The sequence below is a fragment of the Salinicola avicenniae genome (assembly GCF_023736115.1).
GTDB lineage: Bacteria > Pseudomonadota > Gammaproteobacteria > Pseudomonadales > Halomonadaceae > Salinicola > Salinicola avicenniae.
The window spans coordinates 514,094-527,649 of the sequence record NZ_JAKQZC010000004.1 but is presented as its reverse complement, the minus strand read 5'-3'; the positions used below and the strand labels follow the sequence as shown (position 1 = coordinate 527,649).

14 protein-coding genes are annotated in these 13,556 nt (G+C 65.8%); 11 read left to right on the top strand and 3 right to left on the bottom strand.

Features of this window, described 5'->3' with window-relative positions:
• Window positions 1-78: 78 nt before the first annotated feature.
• Window positions 79-366: a DUF4235 domain-containing protein gene (locus tag MC381_RS11795; RefSeq protein ID WP_251977942.1), complete on the top strand. Its 288-nt coding sequence runs from the start codon at window positions 79-81 to the stop codon at window positions 364-366.
• A 102-nt stretch (window positions 367-468) separates the two neighbouring features.
• Here the strand turns inward: MC381_RS11795 and MC381_RS11790 are convergent, their stop codons facing one another.
• The 3 genes from MC381_RS11790 to zwf are packed head-to-tail and all read right to left on the bottom strand — an operon-like array spanning window position 469 to window position 3,325.
• Complete coding sequence (locus MC381_RS11790) at window positions 469-1,131, bottom strand: bifunctional 4-hydroxy-2-oxoglutarate aldolase/2-dehydro-3-deoxy-phosphogluconate aldolase (RefSeq protein WP_251977941.1); 663 nt, start codon at window positions 1,129-1,131, stop codon at window positions 469-471.
• Window positions 1,132-1,179: 48 nt separating this feature from the next.
• A complete protein-coding gene (pgl, locus tag MC381_RS11785; protein WP_251977940.1) occupies window positions 1,180-1,854 on the bottom strand; it encodes a 6-phosphogluconolactonase in 675 nt (224 codons plus the stop codon).
• Window positions 1,841-3,325, bottom strand: a complete 1,485-nt coding sequence (gene zwf / locus MC381_RS11780) for a glucose-6-phosphate dehydrogenase (RefSeq protein WP_251977939.1) — start codon at window positions 3,323-3,325, stop codon at window positions 1,841-1,843. The genes pgl and zwf overlap by 14 nt, the downstream gene beginning before the upstream one ends.
• Before the next feature lie 230 nt (window positions 3,326-3,555).
• On the opposite strand from zwf, the gene hexR reads away from it, so the two are divergent.
• The 10 genes from hexR to MC381_RS11730 all read left to right on the top strand — a co-directional run bounded on the left by hexR (window position 3,556) and on the right by MC381_RS11730 (window position 13,524).
• Window positions 3,556-4,416 carry a transcriptional regulator HexR gene (gene hexR / locus MC381_RS11775; RefSeq protein WP_251977938.1) on the top strand — a complete coding sequence of 287 codons (861 nt, stop codon included), beginning with the start codon at window positions 3,556-3,558 and terminating at the stop codon, window positions 4,414-4,416.
• Window positions 4,417-4,524: 108 nt separating this feature from the next.
• The gene (locus MC381_RS11770) at window positions 4,525-5,379 is read left to right on the top strand and encodes a putative selenate ABC transporter substrate-binding protein (protein ID WP_251977937.1); all 855 of its coding nucleotides are present in this window, start codon (window positions 4,525-4,527) and stop codon (window positions 5,377-5,379) included.
• Window positions 5,380-5,383: 4 nt separating this feature from the next.
• On the top strand, window positions 5,384-6,085 hold the full coding sequence (locus tag MC381_RS11765) for an ATP-binding cassette domain-containing protein (RefSeq protein ID WP_251977936.1): 702 nt from the start codon (window positions 5,384-5,386) through the stop codon (window positions 6,083-6,085).
• Window positions 6,082-7,578, top strand: a complete 1,497-nt coding sequence (locus tag MC381_RS11760) for a PhnE/PtxC family ABC transporter permease (RefSeq protein ID WP_251977935.1) — start codon at window positions 6,082-6,084, stop codon at window positions 7,576-7,578. Before MC381_RS11765 ends, MC381_RS11760 begins: the two co-directional genes overlap by 4 nt.
• A 667-nt stretch (window positions 7,579-8,245) precedes the next feature.
• Window positions 8,246-8,956 (top strand): beta-ketoacyl synthase chain length factor, encoded by a 711-nt coding sequence (locus MC381_RS11755; protein ID WP_251977934.1) that lies wholly within the window; start codon window positions 8,246-8,248, stop codon window positions 8,954-8,956.
• A gap of 183 nt (window positions 8,957-9,139) precedes the next feature.
• Window positions 9,140-9,406 (top strand): phosphopantetheine-binding protein, encoded by a 267-nt coding sequence (locus MC381_RS11750; RefSeq protein ID WP_251977933.1) that lies wholly within the window; start codon window positions 9,140-9,142, stop codon window positions 9,404-9,406.
• Between the two features lie 14 nt (window positions 9,407-9,420).
• Window positions 9,421-10,002: a COG4648 family protein gene (locus tag MC381_RS11745; RefSeq protein ID WP_251977932.1), complete on the top strand. Its 582-nt coding sequence runs from the start codon at window positions 9,421-9,423 to the stop codon at window positions 10,000-10,002.
• Window positions 9,992-11,725 carry an ApeI family dehydratase gene (locus tag MC381_RS11740; RefSeq protein WP_251977931.1) on the top strand — a complete coding sequence of 578 codons (1,734 nt, stop codon included), beginning with the start codon at window positions 9,992-9,994 and terminating at the stop codon, window positions 11,723-11,725. Before MC381_RS11745 ends, MC381_RS11740 begins: the two co-directional genes overlap by 11 nt.
• Complete coding sequence (locus MC381_RS11735) at window positions 11,712-12,497, top strand: glycosyltransferase family 2 protein (protein WP_319022841.1); 786 nt, start codon at window positions 11,712-11,714, stop codon at window positions 12,495-12,497. The genes MC381_RS11740 and MC381_RS11735 overlap by 14 nt, the downstream gene beginning before the upstream one ends.
• Before the next feature lie 37 nt (window positions 12,498-12,534).
• Window positions 12,535-13,524 (top strand): lysophospholipid acyltransferase family protein, encoded by a 990-nt coding sequence (locus tag MC381_RS11730; protein WP_251977930.1) that lies wholly within the window; start codon window positions 12,535-12,537, stop codon window positions 13,522-13,524.
• Window positions 13,525-13,556 lie beyond the last annotated feature (32 nt).

The window sequence follows — 13,556 nt, the reverse complement described above, 5'->3', positions numbered from 1 at the left end:
GTCGATTCGCGACTGGAGCGTCGCGCCAGGATAGACCAGACTGTCTGCATCACTTCAGGCAAACGGCAGGAGGCCACTATGAAGCCAGAGACACTATGGACACTCGTGGGAACCGGCACGGCGGTACTGACCGGCGTGCTGGCGCGTCAGAGTCTCAAGCAGGGCGCACGCCGCGGCGCACTCGAACCGCCGGTCAACCCGGATCGCGACGACGTCCAGTGGCGCCAGGCGCTACTGTGGGGGGCCGCCTCCGGCATGGCGGTTGGCGTAGCCCGCGTCGTCGGCTGGAAAGTGGCATCCGCCGGGATGCGTCGCACGCGGCGATCGCGGCGCGGGCAAAGGATTCTGTCACGCCTGGAGGACTGACGGCAGGAACACGAGCGGTCGAGCGCGGCAGGGCCTCGTCGCCCATCACGGTCGGTCGCCGCTGTTCGGCCGGCCCGGCACCCGCGCCGGGCCGACCCGTTATCAGCGCGGGTAGCGCTGGGTAGCCTGGCGCGTCAGCTCGGTGATGCCGGCCCAGTCTTCCTGGTCGATCAGTGACTGAGGCGCCATCCAGGAACCGCCCACGCAGATCACATTGGGCAACGCTAGATAATCCGCCGCATTGTCCACCGTGACACCGCCGGTCGGGCAGAACTTCACTTCGGGCAACGGCCCACCGAAAGACTTGAGCGCCTTGGCGCCCCCATTGGCTTCCGCCGGAAAGAACTTGAAGCGACGAAAGCCGAATTCACGCCCCGTCACCACTTCGGAAACGGTCGCCACGCCCGGCAGCAGCGGCACCTCACTGTTGGCGGCGTAAGCGAACAGCGCCGGCGTGGTACCCGGCGTCACGACGAAATCGACACCGATCTCCTCGCACTGCCGATACTGATCGACGTCGAGGACCGTTCCCGCCCCGATCGTCGCCTGCGGCAGCGCCTCCCGGATCTGCTTCATGGCCTCGACGGCACAGTCGGTGCGCAGCGTGATCTCGAGCACACCGAGGCCGCCGTCGACCAGCGCCTTGGCCAGCGGTACGGCGTGTTCCAGCTTCTCGATCACCAGCACGGGAATAATGCTGGTCGAGGCACAGATGGCATCGAGACGTGCGGTCTGCGATGCGGGCAGTTGGGTAACGGATGACATCTTCGACTCCTTGTTGGCGAGACACGCAAAGGCGCGCGCCACACCGCGTTATGGTGCCCAGTAGAGCGTCAGCGGACAGGTCAGAAAGGCGCGGATCGGCAGCTCGCGCACATCGTCGCCAGCAAGAGCCTGACCTAGCACGGCTTTCTGGGCTTCGCCGACGATATGCAGGGCATGACGATGCGCCGAGTGCAAGCGCGCAGCGCTCAGGGTAATGCGCGGATGCGCCGCACTGGGGGAACGCGTCGCGACCACCGCTTCGTCACTGCTGAGCGCAAGCGACAGCTCGGCACTGTCCGGAAACAGCGAGGCGGTATGACCGTCGCTGCCCATGCCGAGTACCACCAGGCTGGCCGGCCACGGCAGTGCCTCGACCCGTGTCGCGATCGACGCCACGCCCTGCTCGGGGGTGGCGTCGTCGCTGATCAGCGAATGAAAACAAGCGGCGGCGGCGGGCCCCACCAGCAGCGATTCACGCACCCGGCGCGCCTGGCTGTCGGCATGATCCTCGGCGACCCAGCACTCATCGGTGAGCGTGATGTCGACCCGTGACCAAGCCAACGGCTGCTGCGCCAGATGGCGAAAGAAAGCCAGCGGCAAGGTGCCGCCGGCGACCACCAGCAGCACCCGCTCGCGTTCGGCGAGATCCTGACCCAGCGCCAGCGCGGCACTCTCCGCCAGTTGCCGGGCCAGTTGATCCCGAGCTCGCTCAGTAGTCTTCATACCAGGAGCGGCCGTCCTGGGTGATCATGGCGATCGACGCCACCGGCCCCCAGGAACCAGCCGGGTAGCGGCGCGGCGGAATATCGCGCTTCTCCCAGCCATCGATCAGCTGATCGACCCACTTCCAGGCGTACTCGACCTCGTCGCGGCGCACGAACAGATACTGCTGCCCTTTCATCACCTCCAGCAGCAGGCGCTCGTAGGCATCGGGGATACGCGCCTTGGGGAAGGCATGGTTGAAGTCCAGATGCAGTGGACCGGGGCGCAGGCGCATGCCCTTGTCGAGCCCGCCGTCCTTGGTCAGCACCTGCAGCGCAATCCCCTCTTCCGGCTGCAGTCGGATCACCAGCTTGTTGGCGGCCAGATTGCGCTGATCGGGATCGAAGATATAGTGCGGCTGCTGACGGAAGTGGATGACGATCTGCGACAGCTTCTCCGGCATGCGCTTGCCGGTGCGCAGATAGAACGGTACGCCCGCCCAGCGCCAGTTGGCCACCTCCAGACGCATGGCCACGAAGGTTTCGGTGGTGCTCGAGGTGTTGGCTTCGTCTTCATCGAGATAGCCAGGCACGTTCTCGCCATCGATGGCACCGGCCACATACTGCCCGCGCACCACATGTCGATTGAGCGCCTCGCCCTCGAGCGGCTTGAGCGCCTTGAGCACCTTGACCTTCTCGTCACGAATGGCGTCGGCGTCGAGATTCGCCGGCGGATCCATGGCCAGCATGGTCAACAGCTGCAACAGATGGTTCTGCACCATGTCGCGCAGCTGACCGGCCTTGTCGAAGTACCCCCAGCGCCCCTCGATACCGACCTGCTCGGCGACCGTGATCTCGACATGCGAGATCTGGCTCTGATTCCACTGATTGCCGAACATCGGGTTGGCGAATCGCAGCGCGATCAGGTTCTGGACCGTCTCCTTGCCGAGATAATGGTCCATGCGATAGATGCGGGACTCGGGGAAGACCGCACCGATGGCGTCGTTGATCTCGTGGGAGGACTCCAGGCTGTAACCGATCGGCTTCTCGACCACGACCCGTGACTCCTCGTCGAGGCTGCCGCTCTGCTCGAGGTTGGCGCAGATCGCGCCATAGATGCTCGCCGGTACGGCCAGGTAGATGGTCAGCGGACAGGTCTCGTCCGGGCTCTGCGCATGCCAGTCGCGAATCTTGTCGTAGCCGTCCACCGTGTCGAAGTCGAGCTGGACGTAGTCAAGCCGGGCGAGAAAGCGCTCGAGACAGGTCTGTTCGAGCTCGTGGCTCTTGACCCGCTTCTTGAGCATTCCCATGACGGTATCGCGGAAGCTATCGGCATCGTGCTCGCGCCGCGCCAGGCCGAGAATTCGAGTCTCGGTGCCGAGCAAGCCGTCCCGATCGAGGTGGTAGAGCGCCGGGTACAGCTTGCGCAGCGCCAGGTCGCCCAGCGCTCCGAACAGCGCCATGTCCACATTGGGCGTTGCCTCTCGAGTCATTGCCTCCCTCCGACAAAGTCGTTAATTTACGAATAAAATACGCCATTCCCGCACATTTTGACACGCGACCGCGTAACAAAATTACCGCCGCGCGCACCAGTATAGCGCGCGTCGTCGGCCTCGGGTCATGCCCCTGCCGCCATCGACTTGGCGCACCCCGCCTCGCAGGCTAGGATGCAGGGCCTGCGCCGCTCGATCCGACCATTCGCCTCTAGGAGAGACCCCGCCACATGGCCGTCCATGATCTCATCGCCCGTATCCGCTCGCGGGTCGACGAACTGAATCGCTCGGAGCGCAAGGTGGCAGACGTCATCCTGCAGGATCCCGACGCAGCGATTGGCATGAGCATAGCCACTCTGGCACAGGCTGCCACGGTGAGCGAACCCACGGTCAACCGTTTCTGTCGCAACTTCGACACCAAGGGGTATCCCGACTTCAAGATCCAGTTGGCGCAGAGTCTGGCGGGCGGCACGCCCTACGTCAGCCGCAGCGTCGAGAGCGACGACGATGCCGCCGCCTATACCGACAAGATCATCGGGGCGACCATCGCCGCGCTGGACGAAGCACGACGCGCCATCGATCCCAAGCGCATTGAGCGAATCGTCGATCATCTGTCGCAGGCGCGCCAGATTCACTTCTTCGCGCTGGGCGCCTCAGCACCTGCCGCCTTCGACGCGCAGAACAAGTTCTTCCGCTTCAACCTGCCTGTCGCTGCGCACAATGACGTCCTGATGCAGCGCATGATCGCCGCCGCCGCCCACACCGGCGACGTCATCGTCGTGATCTCCTACACCGGGCGCACCCGCGATCTGGTCGACGTCGCACGCCTGGCACGCGACAGTGGTGCGCTGGTCATCGGCCTGACCCGCGAAGGCTCGCCGCTGGCGGAGGTCTGCACCGAACTGCTGCCGATCGACCTGCCGGAAGACACCGAGGTCTACATGCCGATGACCTCGCGCATGATCCACATGGCCTTGATCGATGTGCTGGCCACCGGCGTCACCCTGCGCCGAGGCGAGTCCTTCCTGCCGCATCTGAAGACCATCAAGGAGAGCCTGCGGCCGACCAAGTTTCCACCGCCGACGCCATGACGGCAGTGCCGAACCTGTCAGCGATCACTTACAACCACGATCGGCTTAATCCGCGCGCAAGAATCCGGTTATCATAAGCCCCCCCCTGAACGGATCGAGGTTCCCTCCATGTTTCGCTGGATCGCTGTCTTGGCCCTGATGACCGTCGGCTCGCTGGCCCACGCCGACACGTTCCGCTTCACCGCCATTCCCGACGAGGACCAGTCGCGCCTGGTCGAGCGCTTCTCGAAGGTCGCCGACTATCTCTCGGCGCAGCTCGGTGTCGACGTGGAGTATGTCCCGGTCACTTCCTACGGCGCGGCCGTCACCGCCTTCCGCAACGATCAGGTCCAGCTGGCCTGGTTCGGTGGGCTCTCCGGCGTCCAGGCGCGCCAGCTGGTGCCGGGCTCGCAGGCGATTGCCCAGGGCGAAGAAGACGCCGCCTTCAGCAGCTACTTCATCGCCAACACCGAGACCGGCATCGAACCCGAACAGGACAACCTGCCGGACGCGGTTCGGGATCACTCGTTCACCTTCGGCGCCAAGACCTCGACCTCGGGGCGCCTGATGCCGGAGCACTTCATCCGCCAGCGCTTCGACGAGGCCCCGGAGGAAGTGTTCTCTCGCGTCGGCTTCTCCGGCGACCATTCGCGCACGATCGCGCTGGTCGAATCCGGCACCTACGATATCGGCGCGGTCAACTTCACCGTCTGGCAGGCCGCCGTCGAGGATGGCCGCGTCGATACCGACAAGGTCGAAGTCATCTGGGAGTCGCCCACTTACCCCGACTACCAGTGGACGCTGCGAGGCGACGCGGACGAGCGCTACGGCGAGGGCTTTACCGACAAGGTCCAGCAGGCACTGCTCGACATGACCGATCCGGCACTGCTCGAGAGCTTCCCCCGCTCCGGCTTTATTCCCGCCAGCAATGACGACTACGCGCCCATCGAGTCGGTCGGCAAATCGATCGGTCTGCTGCGCTGAACCAATGCCACTACTGAGGTTCGAACAGGCCGACCTGGGCCATGGCGCCCAGGTCGTGCTGCCCTCGCTCGACCTGACGTTCGACAACGGGGAGCATGTCGCCCTGCTTGGCCAGAGCGGCGCCGGCAAGTCGACCCTGCTGGGCGAAGTTCGTCGGCGTCTCCACGCGCGCGCAGCCTGGTGCCCGCAGGGTCACGGCTTGGTACCGCTGCTGTCGGTCTATCACAACGTCTACATGGGCCGTCTGGAGCGCCACGCTGCCTGGCGCAATCTGCGCAATCTGCTGCGCCCCTACCCGGCGGATTGGCAAGCGATCGAGACACTGTGCGATGAACTTGGCCTCGAGGGCCTGATACGCCGGCCGGTGGAGACGCTCTCCGGCGGTCAGCGCCAGCGCGTGGCCATCGCCCGCGCCTTCTACCAGTCCCGTGAGCTGTTCCTTGGCGACGAACCGCTGGCCAGCGTCGATCCGCACCAGGCCGTGCGCCTGCTCGAACGCATTCATGATCGCCACGCGACCAGCCTGATCGCCCTGCACCAGCACCGTCTGGCGCTGAGCCATTTCGACCGCGTCATCGGCTTGCGCGACGGCCAGGTCGTCCTCGACGCCCCCAGCCATGCGCTGACCCTGGCACAACTGGACGCCCTCTACCCGGATGCCGCCCCCGCGGCGTCGCACGACGGCGCCCGGGCAGTATCCCGATGAGCCGCGCGCCCGGCTGGCTGCGCGGCGACAGCCCCGGCCTCGTGCTCGCCCGCCGCTCGCTGGCGCTGGTGGCGCTCTGCGTGCTGCTGCTGCCGCTAGCCGATCTCGACGTCACCGCCGCAGACCCATGGCACGAGCTGCAGCGCATGGCGCTCGGCTTCGCCTGGCCGAACTGGCTGGCACTGGAAAGCCCACTGCAAGCCATCGCGCTCACGGTCAGTGTCGCCCTTTGGGGGACCTTCCTCGGCGCTCTGCTGGGCTTTCCGCTGGCGCTGTTGTTCCATCGGTCGCGACTGTTGCGGGGGTTCTGTGCTTTTATTCGCGCGATTCATGAACTGTTCTGGGCGCTGCTGTTCCTGCAGGTGTTCGGCCTCTCCGCCATCACCGCGCTCGCCGCGCTCGCCATCCCTTACGCAGGAATCTTCGCCAAGGTCTATGCGGAGATTCTGGAACTGACGCCGAAGGCACCCGGCGATGCGCTCCCGCCTGGCGTCGATCGGCTCTCGCGCTTTCTCTACACGGAGCTACCATTGGTGTGGGGGCGGCTGGCGAGCTACACCCGCTATCGCTTCGAATGCGCCATGCGGGCCAGTGTGCTGCTCGGCTTTGTCGGCCTGCCGACACTCGGGTTCTACCTGGAGAGCGCGTTTCGCGAGGGTCGCTTTGGCGAGGCCGGCGCCTTGCTGTGGCTCTTTTATCTGCTGATCGCCACGCTGCCAGTGTGGGGGCATCGACGCCTGCTGCCTTTGCTCCTGGTCGGGGCACTCTTCTGGCTAGGGCCTTGGCCGGCCGTCGATGGCGACCTGCTATGGCGCTTCGTCAGCCACGATCTCTGGCCAGCACCGCTACTGGAAGGCGATATCGTCGGAATGGGCGCCTGGCTCGCCGACATCCCCGATCTGCTACCGGCGATCGGTAACACCCTGCTGCTGGCCCTGATGGGAACGGTCGGAAGCCTGGTGCTCGCGCTACTGCTATGGCCGCTGGCCAGTCGGCATTTCGGCCACCGCTGGCAGCGGGCCGGCGGGCGGCTGCTGCTGGTCGTGCTGCGCTCGACGCCGGAACTGATGCTGGCGTTCATTTTTCTACTGATGCTCGGCCCATCGATGCTGCCGGCGTGGCTCGCGCTGGCGCTGCACAACGGTGCGCTGATTGCCTTTCTCGTTGCCCGCCACGCGGATGGACTGACGCCTGGCATGCCGGGGCTGCCCGCGAGTGGCCGCTACGCCTATGAGCTGCTGCCGCGACTCTATCCCAACCTGCTGGCGCTGATCTGCTACCGCGCCGAGGTCATTCTGCGTGAGACGGCGATTCTCGGCATGCTGGGTGTGGCCACGCTCGGGTTCTACATCGATTCCAGCTTCGAATATCTGATGTTCGACCAGGCCTTCTTCCTGTTGCTGATCACAGCGGCGCTCAACATCGCGGTCGACGCCCTCTCGCGTCGCTTCCGCCCGCGTGAAGCACCGCTGGACGACCCCTGCAGCCGCTAAGCCCCTCACCAGTAAAAAAAACTAAGCCCCTCGCCAATAAAAACAACGCCCAGCGGCTGCCGGGCGTGTCGGGGGCGTATCATCAAAAACGGCTTCCGATGCGAGTGTGTGGCGTCCTGCCGCGCGCCGCTTCCCTGCCGATACCACCTTCCTTGGTGATTGGCGTCCTGCCATCTGGTCATCCTGACCCGACGATACCTAACCAAGATTAGCAATCAGTACAGGAACTGTACAACTATTTTATTGCCTCGCTTGGCAAGGCCAGGTCGCGTCAGTAGGCTTGTCACTATCAACAGCAAGCCACGCACGCAAAATAACGCCCCCGAAAGTGCGCCACCGAAAGGGGCGGCTCTGGGAAAACGGCGAAAAAAGCCGTAGATTCACCGAGATAACTCAATAATTAGCATGGGTTAAATCAGTCGGCGGGAGCCGGCGGTACGCTATCCTGACTCGTGGAATCGTCCTTCCCGAGTGCGTCGGGCTCCGGTCCGGCGCTTTTATGTGACGCGCTCGGAACCTGCATCCCGGCGCAGCGATCCGCACCGCCCCCTCCCCGCCGACCATGACGACTGCCAATCTCGCCGAATGCATATTGCTTGCACGGCGTCGCGGCCCGAATCCGTTATGATGCGAAAACCCGTGACCACTGGATGTTCGATACGGCGTGATGACGGATCTTTATCTACAGGACTGGCGAGGCTGGACACCCCATCGCGATGCGGCGGGCAACACGCGTCTGGACACGCGGGACAAGCCCGCCGGTACGGCCATTCCCGCGATGCTGCGGCGGCGCCTGAACCTGATCGGCCGCGCGGTCTGCGACATGCTCCTCGAGCTCGACCCGGCGTCGAACCACGTGGTGCTGCACGCCTCCCGCCACGGCGACGGCGATCGCACGCTGGAGATGCTCTACGCGCTCGATGACGGGGATCCCCTGTCGCCTGCGCGTTTCGGTCTCTCCGTGCACAACGCCACTATCGGTGTCTACTCCATCGCCAGCGGCAACCGCCGCAGCCAGCAGGCGATTGCCGCCAGCGGTGCGGAGTGGGGTGCGCTGATGGCGGAGGCCCGGGGCTATCTGGCCGACGGCGAATCCAGCGTGCTGGTGGTCTTCGGCGATCAACCGGTGCCCGAACGCTTCGCCGCCTATGCCCCGAATACCCTTGCCGCCGCCGTGGCGTTGCGCCTAGGGCTCGTGCCCGGCGCCGATACCCGGCGTCTGGTCGACAGATCGCTCGAGACCGGCCCCGATCACGCGTTGCTGCCGGCGCCTCAACCACTCGATATCATCGACTGGCTGACCGGACAGCAGGCGTTCATTCGCTGCGCGCGAACGCACCGAGAATGGTGCTGGGAGCCCGCCAGCGACACGCAGTAGCGTACCGCAAGACGCCAGGTAACCAAGGCGCTAGCGGCAGCCTCCGAGCCAGGAGCCCCGAATCGGCCCGCGATCACCGGGCCCGGGGCTCTCTTCGGAAACAAGACCGGCAAGGAGCCGGCGGCGTGCCGGTGGTTGCATCGGCCCCGATCGATAACGACTCAATGAAGGACCGCAGATACGATGACGACGACCGCGCTGGAGCACGAACTCAAGGAACTGATCATCGAGACGCTTGAGCTCGAGGACGTTACCGCCGACGACATCGACCCACAGGAGCCGTTGTTCGTCGAAGGCCTGGGGCTCGATTCGATCGATGCGCTCGAGCTGGGACTGGCGCTACAGAAGCGCTATGGCATCACACTGGAATCGGACGCCGAATCCTCGCGTCAGCACTTCGCCAACCTGAAGAGCCTGGCCGCGCTGGTCGAAGCACGGCGCGTCAAGTAAGGCGTGTGAGACGCATGCTTGCCGAGACACCAAGCGACGGCCGCAAGCGCCTGCTGCTGATCGTGCTGGGCGCCCTGGGGCTGCTCTGGCCATTGCTGGTGCATTATCTGCTGCCCCGCTACGGTGCCTGGCCACTGCTGATAGCCTTGGCGGCGCTGGCCTGGTGGCGACTGCCGTCGGCCCATCGCCGCTGGGGCTGGGCGCTGGCAGCCCTGATCGGCCTGCTGCTACTGACGGGCAGCGCGGAGCTCGGTCTACGCCTGTGGCCGTTCGTGATCAACCTGGCCCTGCTGCTACTGTTCGCGCATGGGTTACGCCACCCGCCCCCCTTGATCGAACGACTGGCCAGACGCCAGGAACCGGACCTGCCGCCCCACGCCGTGCGTTATACCCGCCGCGTGACTCAGGCCTGGTGCCTTTTTTTCGCGCTCAATGGCGGTATCGCCTTGGCCACCGCGCTCTTCGCGGACATGGATCTGTGGACGCTCTACAACGGCATCATCGCCTACGGGCTGATGCTGTCGATGTTTGCTGGCGAATGGTGCATACGCCAACGCGTCAAACGCCGCGCCGAGGCTCACCAAGATGCCCTATAGACTCGACCAGCGCCCTTGGCGCCAGCGTCCTGCCGAAGACGCCTTTGCCTGGCAGCCACCCTCGCCGGGGCAGCCGGCAGCGACGATCACCGTCGCGACCTGGCAGAGGCGCATCGGCGCCTGGCAGCAACATCTCGACTCGCTCGCCAACCCCGATCGCACGTGGCTGCTGTTCGAGCCCGACCCGATCGAATTCAGCGCCGCGATGGTGGCGATCTGGGAGCGCGGCGATCAGCTGGTACTGCCCGCTGACAACCAACCGGCGACGCTCGCCTCCCTCGCGGCCAGCGGCGTCGCGCTGGGCAGTCTCGGCAGCCAACCCGCGCCGGGCTCGGGAACGTCACCCACCTGGGGCACGGCGCCCCTGCCCTCGGTCGCCGTCTCGCTCTATACGTCGGGGTCGACCGGCGACCCGCAGCGCCTGGACAAGCGCTTCGACCAGCTCGATGCCGAGCTCGAGGCGCAGGTCCGACTGTGGCCACTGGAGCAGCGTCGCGTCATCAGCCAGGTCAGTCATCAGCATATCTACGGCCTGCTGTTCGCGATCCTGCGCCCGCTGTGCGAGTCGAGCCCCTTCGCTACGCAGTCATGCCGCTATCCGGAAACGCTCTACGCCTGGCTAGAACAGTGTCGCGAGGATGAATGTGGCGTTGCGCTGATCAGCGCCCCGCCGGCATTGTCCCGACTGCCCGAGGCATTATCGTGGGTTGCCGTACGGGAGGCGGTCACTCGCATCCACAGCTCCGGCGCACCGCTCTCCCGCAACGCGAGCGACGCCGTGTTCGACAGCTTCGCCACGCCAGTGCATGAGGTCTATGGCAGCTCCGAGACCGGCGGCATCGCCTGGCGCACACAACAGCAAGGCGATGCCTGGACGCCCTTCCCGGCTGTCGAGGTGGACACCGACGCCGAGCAGCGCCTCTGGCTGCGTTCGCCGCACCTGGCCGAGCGTGCGTCATGGCAGCGACAGGCGGACCGGATCGAAACCATCGGGAGCGGTTTCCACCTCCTTGGTCGCGCCGACCGGATCGTCAAGATCGGCGGCAAGCGGCTGTCGCTGACCGCCATGGATCAGGCACTCGGTGCTCTCCCCAGCGTCGAACGAGCACTGACGCTGCCACTGGCCCGCCGGGAACTCCGGCTGGCAGCGGTGGTCCAGCTCGCACCCGAGGCGTTACCGCACGACCACGCCAGCCACCGCGCCATGGTCAAGCACCTGCGCCAGGCCTTGGGCGCCCGCTTCGAGACCCCGGTACTGCCGCGCTACTGGCGATTCGTCGCCAGTTGGCCGACCAACACGCAGGGCAAGCTCGATGTGGATATCCGCCAGCGTCTGTTCCAGGATCTCGACGACCGCCGCGCCCCGCGCTGGCTCGGCGAGCAGCCAACGGCGACAGGCTGGTGCGTCTCTCTCGAAGTGCCCGAGCACTGCCTCTATCTCGACGGTCACTTCGACTCCCAGCCGGTGCTGCCGGGCGTGACGCTGGTGCACTGGGCGATGCAGCAGGCGAGCCGTCTGTTCGCGCTTCCCGGAGGCTTCGGCGGCCTGGAGCGACTGCGGTTCCCGCTGCCGCTGCTGCCCGGTGACCGCTTCACGTTAACGCTTGCCCTTCGCGACGACGGCGAACGCGCCACGCTGCATGTCCAGTGCGACAGCCCCCGGGGCCAGCATGCGAGCGGCCGCCTCCCTCTGCGACGGGAGGTCACCGATGTCGATGGATAGCCCCGCGCGGACAGCGATTCTGATCCCGGTCTACAACCATGCCGAGGCTATCGGCCCGACGCTGATGCGACTGCGAACATTGGGGCAGCCGATCCTGCTCGTCGATGATGGCAGCGATCTCGCCTGTGCCGCGGTCCTCGACCGGCTCGCCGAGGCCGCCGATGTCGATCTGGTGAGATTGCCGCACAATCGCGGCAAGGGCGCCACCGTGCGGGCGGGACTCGAGCGTGCGGCGGCGCGCAACCTGAGCCATGTGCTGCAGGTCGACGCCGACGGCCAGCACGAGGTTGACGACCTGCCCCCTTTTCTCGGCGGGCTGCGCGCCGACGACGAGGTGCTACGCATCGGTTATCCCCGCTTCGATGCCAGCGTGCCGCGACATCGCTTCTATTCACGCTACATCACGCACTCGCTGGTGTGGCTGGCGACGCTCTCCTTCACGCTGCGCGACACCATGTGTGGCGTCAAGCTCTACCCGGTCGCGGCCACCAACCGCCTGCTATCGCGCTATCCTTGCGGCGACCGTATGCAGCTCGACAGCGAGTTGCCGGTACGCTGGTACTGGCAGGGCGGACGGGTGGAAAACCTGCCGGTTCGCGTTCACTATCCGGTCGACGGCATTTCGCACTTTGCCCTATGGCGCGACAACTGCCTGCTCGCCGGCATGCACCTGCGCCTGCTGGGAGGCATGCTGACGCGTCTGCCCGCGCTGCTCGCTCGCCACCGAATGCGCCCGCGGGCCTCGTCGGCCGACGGCCAAAGTCGCCAGTGAGTACCCACTTTCCTTCTCAACGCGTGGAACCGCGCCCATGACGCCGGCAAGCAGCAACCCTCACCACTGGTCAAGAATCCGCGAAACCGGCAGTGCCGCCGGCATCCGCGCCATGGTCTGGATACGTCGCCGGCTCGGCCGCCTGCCGTTCCAGATCATGCTGACGCTGGTCATCGCCTACTACTACGTCGCTCATGGCCTGCATCGACGTGCCTCGCACACCTATCTGAAGCGTCTCTGGCAGCACCGCCATGGCCAGCCGCCACGCCATCTCACCTGGCTCAGCCTGCGCCACTTCCGCAGCTTCGGACAGAGCCTGATGGACAAGATCGATGCCTGGAGCGGCATTCCGCCGAACGTGCGCTTCGACGACGAATCGCGTCGCCACTTCCTCGACGCCGTCGGCAGCGGTCGCGGCGGCGTGATGTTCGTCTCCCATGTCGGCAACATGGAGATCTGCACGGCGATGAGCGATCTGCGCGAGGACTTCCGCGCCACCCTCTTGATGCATACGCGCAACGCCCGTCAGTTCGACGAAGTGCTGGCACGCTCGACCCATCGCCCTCATCCGCCCGAGATCATCGAGGTCAGCGAAATCACGCCCTCGACGGCCATGACGCTGGGTCGCCGCATCGCCGAGGGCGGTTTCGTGGTCATCGCCGCCGACCGGGTGCCGATCAGCGACAGCGGCCGGGCCCGTACACTGTCGTTTCTCGACCATCCGGCCCGCTTTCCGGAAGGCCCGTTCTGGCTCGCCAGCCTGCTACGCTGCCCGGTCTACACCATCGGCTGCTTTCGTGACGACGACGGCTACCGCGTGGACTTCGCGCCCTTTGACGATACCAGCGCCCTGGGCCGACGCGAGCGCAGCGCCTGGCTCGACGCCGCCATGCAGCGCTACGTCGACTGGCTGACCCGTCAGTGCGAGACGACCCCGCTGCAGTGGTTCAACTTCTTTCCCTTCTGGCTCGACTGCGACGACGCACACCCCGACGGCGATTCGGAAACCACGCCGCCGCCTCGCTGAGCGACGCCGGCGCGCGAAATCCTCATGACGAC